The sequence below is a fragment of the Staphylococcus sp. GDX7P312P genome, from assembly GCF_008385775.1.
GTDB lineage: Bacteria > Bacillota > Bacilli > Staphylococcales > Staphylococcaceae > Staphylococcus > Staphylococcus haemolyticus.
Genome location: NZ_VUKI01000007.1, coordinates 1 through 19,157, shown reverse-complemented (window position 1 = coordinate 19,157; position 19,157 = coordinate 1). Strand labels below are relative to the sequence as shown.

At 31.9% G+C, this 19,157-nt stretch carries 19 protein-coding genes; 15 read left to right on the top strand and 4 right to left on the bottom strand.

Going from position 1 to position 19,157, the window contains the following annotated elements; genetic code table 11:
• Positions 1-5: 5 nt before the first annotated feature.
• Genes F1592_RS03625 through opp4C form a run of 4 tightly spaced genes read left to right on the top strand, consistent with a single transcriptional unit; the run spans position 6 to position 3,850 of the window.
• On the top strand, positions 6-977 hold the full coding sequence (locus F1592_RS03625) for an ABC transporter ATP-binding protein (protein ID WP_149809558.1): 972 nt from the start codon (positions 6-8) through the stop codon (positions 975-977).
• A gap of 12 nt (positions 978-989) precedes the next feature.
• A complete protein-coding gene (locus F1592_RS03620) occupies positions 990-1,964 on the top strand; it encodes an ABC transporter ATP-binding protein (protein ID WP_037535457.1) in 975 nt (324 codons plus the stop codon).
• Complete coding sequence (gene opp4B / locus F1592_RS03615; RefSeq protein ID WP_037535459.1) at positions 1,961-2,923, top strand: oligopeptide ABC transporter permease; 963 nt, start codon at positions 1,961-1,963, stop codon at positions 2,921-2,923. Before F1592_RS03620 ends, opp4B begins: the two co-directional genes overlap by 4 nt.
• Before the next feature lie 45 nt (positions 2,924-2,968).
• Positions 2,969-3,850 carry an oligopeptide ABC transporter permease gene (opp4C, locus tag F1592_RS03610; protein WP_037535621.1) on the top strand — a complete coding sequence of 294 codons (882 nt, stop codon included), beginning with the start codon at positions 2,969-2,971 and terminating at the stop codon, positions 3,848-3,850.
• 56 nt (positions 3,851-3,906) lie between these two features.
• Here opp4C and trpS read toward each other — a convergent pair whose 3' ends face one another.
• On the bottom strand, positions 3,907-4,896 hold the full coding sequence (gene trpS, locus F1592_RS03605; protein ID WP_011276231.1) for a tryptophan--tRNA ligase: 990 nt from the start codon (positions 4,894-4,896) through the stop codon (positions 3,907-3,909).
• A gap of 288 nt (positions 4,897-5,184) precedes the next feature.
• On the opposite strand from trpS, the gene spxA reads away from it, so the two are divergent.
• The 4 genes from spxA (at position 5,185) to pepF (ending at position 9,435) form a co-directional block, all read left to right on the top strand.
• Positions 5,185-5,580, top strand: a complete 396-nt coding sequence (spxA, locus tag F1592_RS03600; RefSeq protein ID WP_011276230.1) for a transcriptional regulator SpxA — start codon at positions 5,185-5,187, stop codon at positions 5,578-5,580.
• A 198-nt stretch (positions 5,581-5,778) separates the two neighbouring features.
• Entirely contained in the window at positions 5,779-6,501 is a 723-nt protein-coding gene (gene mecA / locus F1592_RS03595) for an adaptor protein MecA (protein ID WP_037535464.1), read from the top strand.
• A gap of 101 nt (positions 6,502-6,602) precedes the next feature.
• Entirely contained in the window at positions 6,603-7,562 is a 960-nt protein-coding gene (locus F1592_RS03590; RefSeq protein WP_053017520.1) for a competence protein CoiA, read from the top strand.
• 64 nt (positions 7,563-7,626) lie between these two features.
• On the top strand, positions 7,627-9,435 hold the full coding sequence (pepF, locus tag F1592_RS03585) for an oligoendopeptidase F (RefSeq protein ID WP_053017518.1): 1,809 nt from the start codon (positions 7,627-7,629) through the stop codon (positions 9,433-9,435).
• A 407-nt stretch (positions 9,436-9,842) separates the two neighbouring features.
• Here pepF and yjbH read toward each other — a convergent pair whose 3' ends face one another.
• The 3 genes from yjbH to F1592_RS03570 form a co-directional block, all read right to left on the bottom strand.
• Positions 9,843-10,640, bottom strand: coding sequence for a protease adaptor protein YjbH (gene yjbH / locus F1592_RS03580; RefSeq protein WP_037535471.1), 798 nt, complete (start codon positions 10,638-10,640; stop codon positions 9,843-9,845).
• 23 nt (positions 10,641-10,663) lie between these two features.
• The gene (locus F1592_RS03575) at positions 10,664-11,029 is read right to left on the bottom strand and encodes a truncated hemoglobin YjbI (protein ID WP_053017516.1); all 366 of its coding nucleotides are present in this window, start codon (positions 11,027-11,029) and stop codon (positions 10,664-10,666) included.
• Between the two features lie 87 nt (positions 11,030-11,116).
• Positions 11,117-11,698: a CYTH domain-containing protein gene (locus F1592_RS03570; RefSeq protein ID WP_053017513.1), complete on the bottom strand. Its 582-nt coding sequence runs from the start codon at positions 11,696-11,698 to the stop codon at positions 11,117-11,119.
• A 245-nt stretch (positions 11,699-11,943) separates the two neighbouring features.
• Between F1592_RS03570 and F1592_RS03565 the strand changes: the two genes are divergently transcribed.
• From F1592_RS03565 to fabI, 7 genes are all read left to right on the top strand, one after another.
• Positions 11,944-12,291 carry a UPF0738 family protein gene (locus F1592_RS03565; protein WP_011276223.1) on the top strand — a complete coding sequence of 116 codons (348 nt, stop codon included), beginning with the start codon at positions 11,944-11,946 and terminating at the stop codon, positions 12,289-12,291.
• A gap of 16 nt (positions 12,292-12,307) precedes the next feature.
• Positions 12,308-12,937 (top strand): GTP diphosphokinase, encoded by a 630-nt coding sequence (gene yjbM, locus F1592_RS03560; protein WP_011276222.1) that lies wholly within the window; start codon positions 12,308-12,310, stop codon positions 12,935-12,937.
• 12 nt (positions 12,938-12,949) lie between these two features.
• Positions 12,950-13,759: an NAD kinase gene (locus F1592_RS03555; RefSeq protein WP_011276221.1), complete on the top strand. Its 810-nt coding sequence runs from the start codon at positions 12,950-12,952 to the stop codon at positions 13,757-13,759.
• Complete coding sequence (locus F1592_RS03550) at positions 13,756-14,619, top strand: RluA family pseudouridine synthase (RefSeq protein WP_053017511.1); 864 nt, start codon at positions 13,756-13,758, stop codon at positions 14,617-14,619. The genes F1592_RS03555 and F1592_RS03550 overlap by 4 nt, the downstream gene beginning before the upstream one ends.
• Before the next feature lie 21 nt (positions 14,620-14,640).
• Positions 14,641-16,026: a magnesium transporter gene (gene mgtE / locus F1592_RS03545; protein ID WP_011276219.1), complete on the top strand. Its 1,386-nt coding sequence runs from the start codon at positions 14,641-14,643 to the stop codon at positions 16,024-16,026.
• A 9-nt stretch (positions 16,027-16,035) separates the two neighbouring features.
• Positions 16,036-17,880 (top strand): monovalent cation:proton antiporter family protein, encoded by a 1,845-nt coding sequence (locus F1592_RS03540; protein WP_011276218.1) that lies wholly within the window; start codon positions 16,036-16,038, stop codon positions 17,878-17,880.
• A gap of 368 nt (positions 17,881-18,248) precedes the next feature.
• Complete coding sequence (gene fabI, locus F1592_RS03535; protein WP_037535483.1) at positions 18,249-19,019, top strand: enoyl-ACP reductase FabI; 771 nt, start codon at positions 18,249-18,251, stop codon at positions 19,017-19,019.
• The last annotated feature ends 138 nt before the right edge of the window (positions 19,020-19,157 follow it).

The following is a 19,157-nucleotide window of genomic DNA, read 5'->3' as shown; positions in this document are numbered from 1 at the left end:
AAATTATGGATAGCTATTTATTAGAAATAAAAAATCTAGAAACATCAATTAGGATTGAAAACGAGTGGTATCCTACAATTGATCAAATTTCTTTTAAATTAAAAAGTAATGAAATATTAGGGATTGTAGGAGAATCAGGGTGTGGTAAATCAATTTTAAATAAATCAATAGTTAAGCTCTTGCCAGAAAAAATATCCAAAATAACTCAAGGGCAAATTATATTTAATGGCAAAGAATTGCAAAATGCTAGTGAAAGTGAATACCGAAAAATCAGAGGTAAAGATATAGGAATGATTTTTCAAGAACCAATGACTGCATTGAATCCTGTTTTTAAAATTAAGAATCAAATAATAGAACCTATTATTTTACATTTAAATAAAAATAAAAAGGAAGCGTATTTACTAGCTAAAGAATTATTACAACAAGTAGGAATAGCTCGAGCGGACGAGGTTCTAAATAGTTACCCTCACCAATTATCTGGTGGTATGCGACAAAGAGTTATGATTGCCATAGCAATTTCTTGTAACCCTAAATTACTTATTGCTGATGAGCCAATTACAGCGCTGGATGTAACGATACAAGCACAAATTCTTGAGTTATTAAAAAAATTGCAAGAAGAAACTAATATGTCGATTATTTTAGTAACACATGATCTTAGTGTGGTATCAGAATTTTGTGATAAAGTCATCGTCATGTATGCTGGACAAATTGTAGAATTCGGTGATTTACAGCAAATTCTAAATCATCCTAAACATCCGTATACCAAAAAACTATTGCGTACCATTCCTAAATTAAATGAAAGCGTAGAATATTTAGAGGTGATTGATGGCATGGTACCTAGTATAACTCAATTTAATAAGAATCAATGTCGCTTTGCTAATAGATGTGAAGTGAGAATGGAAAGCTGTAATCAACAAGAACCAAAACTTATAAGTAGGGATGGTAGTCAAGTTCGCTGTCATCTTTTTGATAAATAGAGGGGAATAAAAATGGATAACATCTTAGAAATACAGAATTTAAAAACTTATTATCCTATTAAATCAGGAATTTTCAAACCAACTCAATATGTAAAAGCTGTTGACGATATTTCTTTTACAATTAAAAAAGGGCAAACATTTGGTTTAGTAGGAGAATCAGGATGTGGTAAGTCGACACTTGGTAAATCAATTGTTCGATTGGAAGATATAACATCTGGTGAAATTAAAATTAATGGTGTTAATATTACGCAATTAAATGGGAAAAAATTAAGAGAAGCTCGTAAAAATTTTCAAATGATATTTCAAGATCCTTATGCTTCATTAAATCCAATGCAAATGGTTGGAGATATAATAGGAGAACCGTTGCAAAATTATCATATAGTAGATAAAAAGAAACTAAAAGATGAGGTAATGTATTTATTAAATTGTGTAGGTATGAGCGAAGATACTTATTATAAATATGCACATCAATTTTCCGGAGGACAAAGACAGAGAATAGGTATTGCTAGAGCATTAGCAATAAGACCCAAACTTATAGTGGCTGATGAACCTGTAAGTGCTTTAGATGTATCAGTGCAATCTCAAGTATTAAATCTTATGAAAGATCTTCAAAAGGAATTTAATTTAAGCTATTTATTTATTGCACACGATTTAAGCGTAGTAAAACATATTAGTGATGTGATAGGCGTAATGTACTTAGGTCATATGGTAGAAATTGCAAATAGTACTGAACTTTATAAAAATCCTCAACATCCATACACTAAAGCTTTAATTTCTTCTATCCCACAATTTAATAAATCTAAAGGGAATAGAATTATTTTGAAAGGAGAATTACCTTCTCCAAGTAATCCACCGAAGGGATGTCCATTCCATACTAGATGTCCTATTGCACAAGCAAAGTGTCGCGAGGAAAGACCAAAACTTGAAGAAATTAAACCGAATCATCATGTTGCTTGCTTCTTTACTGAAAGGGTGAATATTAAATGATTAAACTTATCTTAAAAAGATTTTTGTTAATGATACCACTATTATTTTTAATATCGATAGTAGTATTTAGTTTAGCAATTATTCAACCAGGTGATCCTTTTAGTGGACAGTATAACCCTCATGTTAAGCAAGAGGCGATTGACGCTCAGAGAGAAAAACTAGGTCTTAATGATTCTATACCAACGCAATATGTGAGATGGATTGGAAATGTTGCACATGGTAATTTAGGAGAATCTATAAAATATAAGCGACCCGTGATGGATTTGATTATCGAACGCTTGCCCAATACAATATTGCTTGGCGTGGTATCTCTAATAATTACATATATATTGTCGTTTATTCTAGGAATTATTTCAGGGAGATATGCATACTCGTTAGGGGACTACACCATTCAAGTATTCAATTACGTTATGCTAGCAATTCCTTCATTTATTGCCGGTGTATTTGCTATTTATATCTTTGCATTTCAATTTCCAATATTTCCTTTTCAGGGATCAGTGAATATCAATCTTCAAGAAGGTAGTTTCACATATTATTTGAGTAAACTTTATCATACTATTTTGCCAGCTTTAACTTTAGGTTTATTATCAACAGCGGGTTATATTCAATATTTAAGAAATGACATTATTGATAACGCTAATAAAGACTACGTTTTAACTGCCAAAGCAAAAGGTCTAACTATTAATAAAATATATAATAAACATATTTTACGAAACTCATTAATTCCAATTATTACTTTTTTAGGAGCTGATATCGTTAGTATTTTAGGTGGTGCAGTAATTACTGAAACTATTTTTTCATTTAATGGTATTGGTAAATTATTTTTAGAATCTGTAACAGGTCAAGATTATCCATTAATGATGGCATTAACCCTGTTCTTTTCATTTTTAGGTTTATTCGGAAATCTTATATCTGATATAACTTATAATTTTGTCGATCCAAGAATACGTAGTAATTAGAATGAGAAGAGGTAAATGATGATAAAACGACATAATAATTCAACAATGATAAATAAAGCATCTTCACCTACAAGGATTGCCTTACAAAAGTTTGCTAAAAATAAAATTGCTATGGCTTCATTAATTTTTTTGATTCTAATAGCAATCATATCTATTATTGCGCCACTATTAGCACCATTACCAATTAATCAACAAGATTTATTAAATATAAAAGGAGATATGACATCTCAGAATATTTTAGGGACTGACTCAGGTGGTAGGGACAATTTTAGTAGATTATTATATGCAGGTAGAATGTCACTGTCTATAGGTTTAGTTTCTACGATTGGTATGTTGGTTATAGGAATTGCTATCGGTGTTATATCAGGATTCTTTGGAGGATTACTTGATACGATACTGATGAGAGTCACTGAATTCGTAATGCTGTTCCCGTTTTTAATTTTTGCTATCGTATTAAATGCAGCATTAGGCGATAAAATTAAAAATCCATATGGCTCAGCTATAATACTAGTTGCAGTTATTATTATCTTAAGTTGGGGAGGTATTGCTAGATTAGTAAGAGGAAAAGTAATGCAAGAGAAAGAAAACGAATACTTTCTAGCTGCAAAGTCAATAGGTACGCCTACCTACAAAATTATTTTAAAGCATTTACTACCTAATATTTTAAGCGTGGTTATTGTACAAGCTACTTTAACCTTTGCGGGAATGATTGTAGTAGAATCTGGATTGAGTTTTTTAGGATTTGGTATTAGTAAATCAATTCCATCATGGGGAAACATGTTAAGTGATGCTCAAGAAGGAGATATCATTAGTTCTAAGCCGTGGATTTGGATGCCGCCAGCATTAATGATTATGTTTACAATTTTAAGTATTAATTTTGTCGGTGAAGGGTTGAAAGATGCTTTTAACCCTAAAGGTAGAAAATAAATATAGATCAATAAAAAAGTGAGAGGAGTTAATTAACACTCGTCTCACTTTTTATTTTATCTTTTACGTCCCAGTCCCATGGCACGTTCCATTTTTTTCAATGTTTTGAATGACGCTTTTTGAGCTTTATCGCGACCATGATCTAGGATGTCATCTAGTTTATCTGAATTGTAAAATTCATTATATTTTTCTTGGAAGTTAATTAAGAAATCTTTGACGATTTCTGATAAGTCTGTTTTGAACTTACCGTATCCTTCATTTTCGTACTTAGCTTCTAAATCTTTAATAGATTCATTTGTTAAGCTAGAGTATATTGTTAATAAATTTGAAATACCTGGTTTGTTATCACGATCAAATTTAATAATTCCATCTGAATCTGTTACAGCACTTTTAATTTTCTTTGCTGCCACATTAGGCTCGTCTAGTAATGAAATAAAGTTTTTCTGATTATCATCACTTTTACTCATTTTCTTCGTTGGGTCTTGTAAACTCATGACGCGACCACCTACTTTAGGCATACGAATTTCTGGTTTAACCAAAATGTCATTATAGCGACTATTAAAACGTTCGACTAAGTTACGTGTTAATTCCATATGTTGCTTTTGGTCTTCACCAACTGGAACAATATTAGTATTGTATATCACAATATCTGCAGCCATTAATGGTGGGTAAGTTAGTAATCCTGCTGGAATACCATCAGTACGTTTTTGAGCTTTATCTTTATATTGAGTCATACGTTCAAGTTCTCCAACACTTGAAATTGTTGTGAGCATCCAACCTGCTTGCACGTGTGCTGGTACTTCAGATTGTATAAATAAGGTAGCCTTTTCTGGGTTTATGCCAGATGCTAAATAAATAGCCGCAAGTTGACGGATTTGTTTACGTAATTTGATTTTATCTTGTGGCACAGTAATTGCATGTTGGTCGACGATGCAAAAATAACAATCATAATCATTTTGTACATCAGCAAATTGTTTTAATGCCCCAATATAATTACCGATTGTGGGTATTCCACTAGGTTGAATTCCTGAAAATAATGTCTCCATATTAGATGCCTACTTTCTTAGTTATAATTCATATTATTTAAATTATAACAGTATTTCTTTAAAATGTAAGTTATGTTAGTATGTAGTTATACGTTAATTCTAAGCCTTTAAATTTAGGTTTTTAGAAAATTTGAGATTTCTCAGAAAAATTAGGATTTTCTCATTTAATTTTAATGTTAGTTGGTTATACTAACATTGTAAGGTTAAGAGGACTTAATAAATTATCATTTCTTAATCAATAAATTCAAAAATAATGAATAATATTCATTCAATAGGAGAGTGAGATGTATGGTAACATTATTTACTTCACCAAGTTGCACATCTTGCCGTAAAGCGAAAGCATGGTTACAAGAACATGACATTCCATATACGGAGCGTAACATTTTTTCTGAACATTTAACAATTGATGAAATCAAACAAATTTTAAAAATGACTGAAGACGGTACTGACGAAATTATTTCTACTCGTTCTAAAACATACCAAAAATTAAACGTTGACATTGATTCTTTACCACTACAAGATCTTTATGCGATCATTCAAGATAATCCAGGACTATTACGTCGTCCAATTATTCTAGATGAAAAACGTTTACAGGTTGGCTATAACGAAGATGAAATTAGACGTTTCTTACCTAGAAAGGTTCGTACTTTCCAATTACAAGAAGCGCAACGTCTTGTTGATTAATTTTAAAATTTAATTGAAGATTATAATAATATGAAACAGCACTATTTTAGTGCTGTTTTTTGTAACTCAAAAAGGGAATATGTTAGTATATATAACGATCGTAAAATAGTTAAATTTAATCAAACAAATAAATTGTAATTTCCACCACGTTCTAATACAATATGGTTACTATTCATCGACTGTAAGGAGTGAGATGATATGAGAATAGAACGCGTTGATGACACAACAGTCAAATTATTTATAACTTATAGTGATATTGAAGCTAGAGGATTCAGTCGAGAAGATTTATGGACTAACCGTAAAAGAGGCGAAGAATTCTTCTGGTCAATGATGGATGAAATCAATGAAGAAGAAGACTTCGTAGTTGAAGGACCTCTTTGGATACAAGTACATGCCTTTGAAAAAGGTGTGGAAGTTACGATTTCTAAATCTAAAAATGAAGAAGCTATGAATATGTCTGATGAAGATGCAAACGAGCAATTTGAAGAACAAGTTAACGAATTACTTGCAAATACATTAGAAAATGAAGAGAGCATTGAAGATTTATTCGAACAAAGAGCACAACAACAAAAGCACTCTCATAAGTCTGAACAAAAACAAACGAAACAACGTCCGAACATAAGAACAGTTATCGTTAAATTTGATGATTTAGAGCAAGTTATTAGTTATGCATATCACCATAATTTATCAACTGATGAATTTGAAGATTTATTATATATGAATGACAATAAATATTACTATGCTATCCACTTTGATGAATCAGTCAGTCAAGAAACGATTAACGATAGTTATAGTCAGATGTTAGAGTTTGCATATCCAACAGATAAAACTGAAGTATACTTAAATGATTATGCTAAGATTATTATGAGTCATAATGTAACTGCTCAAGTGAGACGTTATTTCCCAGACACAGTTGAATAATGAAAGTTTTTACCGAGGCAATGAATATTGCTTCGGTTTTTTTGTGTTGAGAAGTAAAATCACCATTTCATACGTTTAATCTGATGAGGTGAGTGAAATTTATGTTAATCGCTATAAATCAACAAGGCGAGCAAGTATATGCACATCGTGCAAAGAAACAGGACAGCTATTTTTGTCCGCATTGTAGCTCACAACTACTATTAAAGTGTGGCACAAAAAAAATCCCGCATTTCGCGCATAAGGTTGATAGCGTATGTTATTGTGCAAAACAAGAATCCGAACAACATTATTTTGTAAAGTGTTTTATTGCGAAGATGTTATCACAATTGCATTATCACGTTCAAATTGAACCTTATTGTCCAACTATTCAACAATACCCAGACATACTAGTGAATTCAAAATACGTAATTGAAATTCAATTTTCTAGAATAGATATTGAAGAGATCATAGAACGAACAAAGGGATTTAAACAGCTGAATATGGAAGTCATTTGGTTAATTCAAGATTGTCGATATCATAGGGGGAGGCTATATCTCAATTCATTTCAAGCACATTTTATACATCCAATAAACAGGTGTTTATATGCATGGAATCAAAAAAACAAGTGTGTTGTTTTATATAGTCAAATTCAGCATATTGGTGGCAAACAATTTATCGCAAAACAAACAGTAATTGAAATCAACGAATTAGTGAATCAGATTAGTATCATGTCTACGTCATATCAACACATTTTCAAGCTAACTAAATCTGAAATACATTATTACTTGAATCAATGTAGAAGGAAAAATTCCGTCCTTGAACCATCGTTAAGCGCAATGTACCAGTTAAGATTAACAGATGAAGCTGTTTATCATAACTTCGGCTACATATTCCCTTATCAACTTTATATTGAGAATCATCCAGTTCAGTGGCAATTACAATTTAAATTATTTAATGAACAAGAGTGTGATGTACATCAGTGTTTAAAAGCCTTTCTTAAATTTAGGCAGATGTACCTTAACACTATTTCTATGGATTGTGTTGTCTCAGAACTCATTAATCATTACATTAAATATAGTTAAAACGTGCAATTCATAGGGAATAATGAGAAAATTATAACATTAGTTATTATAGGAGGTTTACTATATGAGTCAACAATTAACAAGAGAAGAGCAAGAACGTAAATATCCAAATGATACGTGGGATTTAACAACGATTTTTAAAAATGATGAAGCTTTTGAAGAAGCATTAAAAGAGGTTGAAGGTTATCTAGGTAAAGAAGAGCAATTTAAAGGGCACTTAGCAGATAACGCTGATACATTATATGATGCGCTTGCATTAGAAGATGAAATTGGTACTAAACTAGAGGAAGTATATGTCTATGCACATTTAAAACAAGACCAAGATACTTCAAACGATAAATATACAGGATTCGAGTCACGTGCACATCAACTTATAATTAAAATTAGTTCCGCATGGAGTTTCTTAGTACCAGAAATTCTTCAAATTGATGAAGATAAACTTCAATCATTTATCGAAACTAATGACAACTTAAAACGTTATGAATTTGATTTAAAACTTATCAATGAAAAACGACCACACATTTTAGATGCCGAGCAAGAGAGATTACTTACTGAGGCTCAAGATGCACTATCTACACCAAGTAATGTGTACGGTATGTTTAGTAATGCAGATTTAGAATTTGAAGATGCAGTAGATAAAGATGGTGAAAAACATCCATTAACACAAGGAACTTTTATCAAATATTTAGAATCTGATGATCGCGAGTTACGTCAATCAGCATATAATAATTTATATAAAGCTTACGGTGCTTATAATAATACTCTAGGTTCAACATTAGCAGGGGAAGTTAAGAAGAATGTCTTTAATGCTCGAACACATAACTATAAAACAGCTCGTGAGCGTGCGTTAAGTAATAATCATATACCAGAAGAAGTCTATGATAATTTAGTAAAAACTGTGCATAAATATTTACCATTATTGCACAGATACACGAAACTAAGAAAAGAATTATTAGCTGTTGATGAGTTGAAAATGTACGATTTATATACGCCAATGGTTAAGGACGTTAAATTTGAAATGCCTTATGAAGAAGCAAAAGAATGGATGTTAAAAGCGTTAGAACCTATGGGTGAAGAGTACCTTGATGTAGTAAAAGAAGGTTTGAATAATCGATGGGTCGACGTTTATGAAAATAAAGGTAAACGATCAGGTGCTTACTCATCTGGTGCACATTTAACTAATCCATTCATTTTATTAAATTGGTCAGATACTGTATCTGATTTATATACGCTTATCCACGAATTTGGTCATTCAGCACATAGTTATTTCAGTCGTAAACATCAACCATCTAATTCTAGTGATTATTCAATCTTTGTTGCTGAAGTTGCATCAACTTGTAATGAGGCATTACTAAGTGATTATATGGATAAACATTTAGACGATGAACGTCGTTTATTATTATTAAATCAAGAACTTGAAAGATTCAGAGCGACTTTATTCCGTCAGACTATGTTCGCAGAATTCGAACATAAAATTCATCAAATTGAAGAAGCAGGCGAACCATTAACTGCAACACGTATGAATGATGAATATGCTAAATTGAATAAACAATACTTTGGTGATGTTGTTGAAACAGATGACAATATTAGCAAAGAATGGTCAAGAATCCCTCATTTCTATATGAATTACTATGTATATCAATATGCTACTGGATATAGTGCAGCTCAAAGTTTGAGTCATCAAATTTTAACTGAGGGTAAACCTGCAGTTGAAAGATATATTAATGAATTCCTGAAAAAAGGAAGTTCTAATTATCCAATTGAGATTCTGAAAAATGCCGGTGTGGATATGACTTCACCAGAACCTATTGAGCAAGCTTGTGAGGTCTTTGAACAAAAATTAGATGCTTTTGAAAAACTTATGAAAGCTTAGAATGACTGTATCCGTTTACAATATGTCAAGTTTGTGACAATTTCAAAATAAGGGGTCTTTAATATTGAAACACCTATATTAGCGTGTTATATTATGAACATGAAATTAATCACATAACAAACATACCCCTTTGTTTGAAGTGAAAAATTTCTCCCATCCCCTTTGTTTAGCGTCGTGTAATCAGACACGGCGTTTTTTTATACTCTTTTTTAATAACTACCACTATCAATTAATTCCCTATTGTAGATAAATTTTTCATTGTACTTCGACGCCACTACTATACATTGCAATTGATTTATATAACAATAATAGAAACAGAGTCGTTCAACCTTAAATTGATGTGTACACAAAAATAAGCCACCCAATGCATGAATATAATCATCATTGAATGGCTATTGTTAGCTATCCTATATTCTAGGCATTTTTGATTGCCAAAAATCTCCTTCAGGGTATTGAAGTTTTTCTACTTTTTGTTGTAACGCCAATTTCTTAAGTTCTTTTGTCATTAACTTTTCGGGCCACTCATATATGGTCAATAGTTCTTCCATAGTAACGAGTTGTTTCTTTTGAATATAATGCTCAATTTTAGGTGGAAGATTTTTTTCAATAGGCGTACCCATTAATTCATTAATAATATATGTGTAAATGTGATATGGATATAATCCTTCTACTTTCAGGCCTTCCTCATGAACATCTTCACTGAAAAATACGAGTGAAGGTGCTTGCTCAATTTCCATTTCTCGAGCAATGTGTAAATCTATTTTTAAACTTTCGGTTAATTTGCTTTTTTGTAAATCTTCTTTGAATTCATTGTAATCTAAACCTGCATTAATAATGCAGTCACAAATCATTTCTTCCGTAATAATATCCTTCTTAGGAATAATTTCATTTTGCATTAAATGGATGAAACGTTCCGCTCTTAAACGACCTTGTAATTCAGCCGCTTTATAAGCTAAGGCGATATTATCAAAATCAGATGTACTTTGCGCTTGGCACTTAGTAAGTACTTTCAATGAAGGGTTTAGAATATGTCTGATACGGATATATTGATTATATTCAATTCTTAATTTAGAAATAATCGCTGATAATTTAAAGCAATCTGTATTAAATGGATCAAAAAATGAATAAATTTCAATTTTATTTACAGGTGACAGATTAGCATCTTCACGACTTCTATTGTCTACAATTTTTAGTTCTTCAGCCATGTTTTACTCACCTTCAATTATATTTAGGAATTTACCATGTGGTTAGCGGTTAGACGTAAACGTTCATATAAATAGTCTCCAACACCAGCTGGAAACTGTGCTTCGGATATTGCAGTATGCATATTTTCTAACCATGCATCTCTTTCATAAGTTGTAATTTTAAATTCCATATGTCTCTTTTTTAACATCGGATGTCCATGTTCTTCAGTATATAGGTTCGGTCCACCTAGAAATTGAGTGAGAAATTGCTTTTGTTTTCTACTCGTTTCGGCAAAATTCCCAGGGAACAAATGATTGATTCTATCATCTTTCTCAACTAGAGCATAGAAATGATCAATCATATTATAAAGTGCTGTTTCACCTATAATATCGTATGGCGTTTTAGACATAATATCACCAATTTCCGTTAATATATTACTAATATAACATGAATTTTTACATTTAAAAGTAATTTGACTTTTTACAGCGACGTACTGCTACTTGTCAATTTGATTCTTATAGTCAAAGAAACGTTGAACTTTATTGTTAGGTACGGTGTGCTCAAGATTAAATTCTTCTAATAAACTATGAAATTTTTTCAAACCATTGTTATAGTCAGTAACTTCAAATTCTAACTCATAATCAACTTTGTCGAAATAATCACTTCGATCTAATACTAACAATTCATTTTTATAGTTTGTTTCTAAACGAGCTGTTCTCAATGCGCCTAATATAGTTAATTCGTTGTCATTAATACCGTATGATTCGACAATTTCTCGTATATCTTCTGGTAGTGAGTTATTAGATATTACATCACCTGTTTTAGGTATATGTTTAACCATATGATTATATTCCATCAAACCTATGTCGGCGGGCACTTTTAAGGTCATTTCATATGTGTCGTTTTTAACACGGATTCGTAATGCGGATTTATGATCTCGCAATGTGAAGTTAGGAGTATCAATATAGTAGTTTATTTGAATAAAAGGTTCTTTATCTTCAAAAAAAGTATATTTAAATTTATCGTATACATCTTTACTTAGTAATTGTTTGAATTCTATTTCATTATTCGTCGCCATAATTTGCACCTCTAAATCCATTTATTGTAATTCATTATGACTGAGTTATATAAATATTTAAAGTAATTATATATGAATGAAAAGGTAAATCTGAGTACATAAGTATAGTTTATAAAATGATTTGATTTGTCACGACATAATGAGCTTCATTCAATAGTGGATAGACGAATAAGAAGTGCATTTCAAACGTGTGTTATACAGTTAAATTATGTTAAACTAATAAAGAATAATAAGGAGGAACAAGCATGCGTATTTATGTAAATGAAATTAAAATTAAAGATGATGGCATTTATTGCTACTCAGAAGATCCAACTGATGGATTAGTAGAAGTAGGGCAAATGCTTGTTGATAGTGATAATTACGGATTTGCCTACTTATTAGATGACGGACAATCATATGATTACTTGATTTTCGTTCAAGAAACATGGTCCATGTTGCATGAGAATAGAGGCAAGAAACTAATAGTAAACGATGACTTGGTTTTAGAACATTTTCAAGAGGAATTAGATTACATACTTGAGAATGTTGAAGGAAATAATAACTATGGTAAGGAGTTTGTTTCAGCTGTTGAAGAAACTTTTGACCTAAAGTGAAGCGGAGTGAAACAATATGAATCAATGGGATCAATTTTTAACACCATATAAACAAGCCGTTGATGAATTAAAGGTAAAATTAAAAGGTTTGCGTAAGCAATATGAAGTTGGAGAAGATGCTTCACCCATTGAATTCGTTACTGGTCGAGTAAAACCAATTACGAGTATTATTGATAAGGCGAATAAAAGGGGTATACCGTTTGATAGACTACGTGAAGAGATGTACGACATTGCTGGTCTTAGAATGATGTGTCAATTTGTGGACGATATCGATGTGGTTGTTAATATGCTTAGACAACGACAAGATTTCAAAGTGATTGAGGAACGTGACTACATCAATAACACAAAACAAAGTGGTTATCGTTCATATCATGTGATTATTGAATATCCAATTGAAACATTAAACGGTCAGAAAGCCATTTTAGCGGAAATACAAATACGAACATTAGCAATGAATTTCTGGGCTACAATTGAACATACATTAAGATATAAATATGACGGGGATTATCCAGCGGAAATTCAGCATCGTCTTGAGCGTGCAGCTGAAGCGGCATATCTTCTAGATGAAGAGATGTCTGAGATTAAAGATGAAATTCAAGAAGCACAGAAATATTATTCTCAAAAACGTGCAAAAAAACATGACTAATGAGGTGTGGGGATGCGTTATACTATCTTGTCTAAAGGTGATTCAAAATCCAATGCATTAAAGCATAAAATGATAAATCATATGAAAGATTTCCACATGGTAGAAGATGCCGTTAATCCAGAAATTGTTATTTCGGTAGGTGGAGATGGAACTTTATTACAAGCCTTTCATCAATACAGCCACATGCTCTCTCAAGTGGCATTTGTAGGTGTACATACAGGACATTTAGGTTTTTATGCTGATTGGTTACCTCATGAAGTTGAGAAATTAATTATTGAAATTAATAACTCTGAATTTCAAGTCATTGAATATCCATTATTAGAAATTATTGTCAGATACAATGATAATGGTTATGAAACACGTTATTTAGCTTTAAATGAAGCAACAATGAAAACGGAAAATGGTTCAACACTTGTAGTTGATGTGGGCATTCGTGGTAAGCAATTTGAACGTTTTAGAGGTGACGGTTTATGTATATCAACCCCTTCAGGTTCAACTGCTTATAATAAGGCATTAGGTGGAGCACTAATACATCCCTCACTTGAAGCTATGCAGATTGCAGAAATAGCCTCTATCAATAATAGAGTATTTAGAACAGTGGGTTCACCACTTGTTTTGCCAAAGCATCATACATGTTTAATCACACCTGTTAATCACGATACCATTTTAACAACAATTGATCATGTTAGTTTAAAACATAAAAATGTCAATGGTATTCAGTTTAGAGTGGCTAATGAGAAAGTGCGTTTTGCTAGATTTAGACCTTTCCCATTTTGGAAAAGAGTACATGATTCATTCATTGAAAGTGAAGATGGACGATGAAATTTGAATATGTGATACAGCATAATGAAATGCTTAAGTCTTTTTTGCAGCGTCACCAATATTCTAAAAAGACAATTAGCGCCATTAAACATAATGGCGCTTTAATTATTAATAACAGTCATGTAACTGTCAGAAAAATGATGATGCCAGGTGATGAGTTAACTATTGCGTTACCTGATGAAACACCTAGCTCATATTTGATTCCATCACGTAATCCAATTGAAATATTGTATGAAGATGATTATTTAATTATTGTGTCAAAACCAAACTATTTAAATAGCACTCCGTCAAGAGAACATCCGCATGATAGTTTGATAGAACGTGTACTTTATTATTTAAATGTTGGTCAGTTAATCGATACATCGATCGTACCGCATATTGTTACACGTTTAGACCGTAACACTAGAGGCATTGTAATATTTGCTAAGCATGGGCATATCCATCATTTAATGACGACGAGTGCAATAGATAAAAGGTATATGTGTGTATGTTATGGTCAAATGCAATTGAGTGGTGTTATAGAAGAACCGATTGCTAGAGATAGCCAGAGTATTATTACTAGGAAAGTTGATGCTTCAGGAAAATACGCAAAGACTTCATATGAAACAGTAATGACCAAACCTGAAGCGAGTTTATGTGAAATTAAATTACATACTGGAAGAACGCATCAAATACGCGTTCATTTTAATTATGTAGGACATCCTCTTGTTGGTGATGATTTATATGAAGGAAGTCATCCTGAAATTCATACGCAATCTTTACAATGTTATAAAGTGACATTCATACATCCAATTTATAATAGAGAAATTGAGATAGAGATAGATTATAAATGGCTACAAAACATTTTTGCAGAATTATAATAAGATTTGGAGGTGTTGACGTTGTCATTAGAAACAGAAAATAATGACTATAATACTGATGAAGTGTATAACCAAAATTTGTTAGATGATCTATTAAAACAAGACGATATAGATCGTTTTAGAGAAGAATTTCTAGCAATGCACGAGTATGAACAAAGTGAATATTTTGAAGACACTACAAATGAAAATAGACAAAAGATATTTGAATTTTTATCACCTCAAGAAGTAGGGGAATTCTTTGAACAATTAGAAATAGATGATGAAGCATATGAAGACCTTTTTGATACGATGAATGCACATTATGCTAGTAAAGTTTTAGAAGAGATGTCTTCTGATAATGCTGTAGATATATTAAATGAACTTTCGAAACCAAAAGTAGCTAGTTTGCTAACGTTAATGAACCGTGACGATGCTAATGAAATTAAACATCTATTACATTATGAAGAAGATACAGCCGGCGGTATTATGACGACGGAATATATCTCATTAGATGTCAATACTCCGGTTAAAGAAGCTCTAATGTTAGTAAAAGAACAAGCACCTGATGCCGAAACGATTTATGTCATTTTTGCCATTAATACCGATGGACAATTAGTTGGTGTATTATCTTTAAGAGATTTGATTGTTGCTGAAAATGATGCATATATAGAGGACATAATGAGCGAACGTGTGATTAGTGTTAATGTAGCAGATGACCAAGAAGATGTAGCTCAAAAAATGAGAGATTATGACTTTATTGCAATGCCAGTAATTGATTATCAACAACATTTACTTGGTATTATTACAATTGATGATATTCTAGATGTTATGGATGAAGAGGCTAGTGAAGACTACTCTCGTTTAGCTGGGGTATCTGATATTGACTCAACAAATGATTCTGTTGTGAAAACTGCTACTAAACGATTACCTTGGCTTATCATTCTTACATTTTTAGGAATGATTACCGCTACTATATTAGGTAGTTTTGAGGCAACATTATCACAAGTTGCATTATTAGCTGCATTTATACCTATTATTAGTGGTATGTCCGGAAATTCTGGTACACAATCACTTGCGGTGTCTGTACGTAATATCTCTACTGGGGAAATTGATGAACAAAGTAAATTTAAGGTTGCATTAAGAGAAGCGGGAAGTGGCTTGCTTTCAGGATTAGTTTGTGCCACTGTTTTATTTATTATCATCGTTGTTATATATAGACAACCATTTTTAGCACTAATAGTTGGAGGTAGTCTTACTATTGCAATGACGGTTGGTACGTTAGTTGGTTCTATGATTCCATTATTTATGAATAAACTGAATATTGATCCAGCCGTAGCCAGCGGACCATTTATTACAACAATTAATGATATTGTAAGTATGTTAATTTACTTTGGTTTAGCAACAACATTCATGTCATATTTAACATAGGGGGACAAAATGGAGTTCTTTTCACTAGTCATTGTAGTTCTAGCAGCATTTTTTACACCAATTATTATAAATAGACTGAACATCAATTTTTTACCAGTGGTTGTAGCCGAAATCATCATGGGTATTATTATTGGACAGTCTTTCTTAAATCTAGTACATAAAGATAGTATGCTTAATATATTATCAACGTTGGGCTTTATCTTTTTAATGTTTTTAAGTGGTTTAGAGATTGACTTTAGCACTTTTAAAAAAGATAAGAGAAATCGACAAGGTACGAACAAACATGAAAAAGATGTACCAAGCCATCTTAATTTAGCACTAACTGTATTCGCATTTATTATGATTATATCAGTAATATTAGCTTACGCGTTTAAATGGTTAGGACTCGTAGATGATGTGTTATTAATGATAATTATCATATCAACGATATCACTAGGTGTCGTAGTGCCCACTTTAAAAGAAATGAATATAATGCGTACAACTATCGGTCAATTTATATTATTAGTAGCCGTATTGGCTGACCTAGTAACGATGGTACTGTTAACTATTTACGGTGGTATCAATGGTAGTGGTAATGGTTCAGTTTGGCTTTCAGCAATTTTACTTGTATTTACTGCCATTTTCTATATATTAGGCGTTGTATTTAAGCGTATGAAATTTTTACATCGCTTAATTGGTGGTACTACACAAATAGGTATAAGAGCAATCTTTGCATTAATTATTCTTTTAGTTGCACTTGCAGAGGGTGTAGGCGCTGAATATATACTAGGCGCATTCTTAGCTGGTGTGGTTGTATCCTTGCTGAAACCAGATGAAGAATTAGTGCATACACTTGATTCATTTGGATACGGGTTCTTTATTCCAATCTTCTTTATCATGGTTGGTGTTGATTTAAATATTCCGTCATTAATTAAAGAACCATCATTATTATTAATTATTCCGGTGCTCATTCTAGCTTTTATTATTTCAAAATTAATTCCAGTTTTCTTTATTAGACGTTGGTTTGATAATAAGACAACGATAGCATCAGCATTTTTACTTACTTCAACATTATCATTGGTTATAGCATCTGCTAAAATTGCAGAGCAATTAAATACAATATCATCTGAAATGTCAGGCATTTTGATTTTAAGTGCAATCATCACGTGTGTGTTTGTACCGATTATTTTCAAGAAAATGTTTCCAATTCCAGATGAGGCTAATCGTAAAATTGATATTGCATTAATTGGCAAGAATCAATTGACGATTCCAATTGTGCAGAACTTGTCACCACACTTATATAATGTGACATTATATTATCGCAAAGATTTAGGAGATAAGCGTAATTTATCTGACCATATAACTGTTGTAGAAATAGCGAATTATGAAGAACAACTCCTAGAAAGATTAGGGTTATTCAATCAAGACATCGTAGTTTGTTCTGCTAATGATGATAGTCTTAACCGTGATGTGGCAAAATTAGCCAAAGCACATGATGTTAAACGCGTAATTTGTCGACTTGAAAATAGTAACGAAGATGAAGAAATGAAAGGTGAAGGTATTGAAGTATTCAGTAATTTCATTAGTAATAAAATCTTCCTACAAGGCTTAATTGAAACACCAAATATGTTAAACATTTTAAGCAATGTTGAAACATCATTGTATGAAATTGAAATGTTAAATCATCAATATGAAAATATTCAACTACGTAATTTCCCATTTGGCGGAGATATTATCTTCGTTCGAATTATTCGTAATAATGAATCAATCGTGCCTCATGGTGATACACAACTTAGATACAAAGATAGACTTATCGTAACGGGTTCAAAAGAATACGTAGATGAATTAAAATCAGATCTAGAATTTTATTATTGATTTAGAAAAAATTAATAACAGGCGTCAGGGGTGGGAAAGAATTCTTTTTAAATTCATTGTCCCACCCCAATTTGTTTATCTTATAGAATTTCTTTATAAAAATCTTTTTTGCTAGGGCCTCGCTCGAAAGGATGTCTATAACTGAGAATACGCAATTTTTTGGCGCTCTCTCAGTTCAGTTAGCTTCTGCGAATTTGAAAAATAGCATTATGATATTATTTATGTACCAGGCTTTCATGTATGACCAGGTAATAATATTGCTTTATCATTATGAAGCAAAAATGGTAAAATAATAACGTTAGATTAGTCTACATTGTTTGTACAGTGAGATTAAGATATAAAAAACGATGATTAAGGAGTTATTTCGAATGATTAATCTTGAAAATAAAACCTTCGTAATTATGGGTATTGCTAATAAACGTAGTATCGGATTTGGCGTTGCAAAGGTATTAGATCAATTAGGGGCTAAGCTTGTATTCACATATCGTAAAGACCGTAGCCGCAAAGAATTAGAAAAATTATTAGAACAATTAAACCAAGAAGATCCAAAATTATATCAAATCGATGTTCAAAAAGATGAAGATGTAGTAAATGGTTTCGCTAAAATTGGCGAAGAAGTAGGCAATATTGATGGCGTATATCACTCTATCGCATTTGCAAATATTGAAGACTTACGTGGACGTTTCTCTGAAACATCACGTGAAGGTTTCTTACTTGCGCAAGATATCAGTTCATATTCATTAACAATTGTTGCGCACGAAGCGAAGAAAATAATGCCAAACGGTGGTAGTATTGTTGCAACAACATACCTTGGTGGTGAATTTGCCGTTCAAAACTATAATGTAATGGGTGTAGCTAAAGCAAGTTTAGAAGCTAATGTTAAATATTTAGCTTATGATTTAGGCCCGGACAACATTCGAGTAAATGCTATTTCTGCTGGACCAATTCGTACATTAAGTGCTAAAGGTGTTGGTGGTTTCAACACAATCCTTAAAGAAATTGAAGAACGTGCACCATTAAGACGAAACGTGGATCAAGAAGAAGTAGGTAAAACAGCTGCTTACTTATTGAGTGATTTCTCAAGTGGCGTAACTGGTGAGAATATCCATGTAGATAGTGGTTTCCACGCAATAAAATAATAAATTAATTCAATTACTTGGTGTGTACAGCACCAAGTTTTTTTATGTTTACAAAAAGGAGTGAACTTGAATACATTGTAAATTCAAGTTCACTCCTGAAAGTTTTTTTAAATTTATATGGCTCTATAATAAATTGGA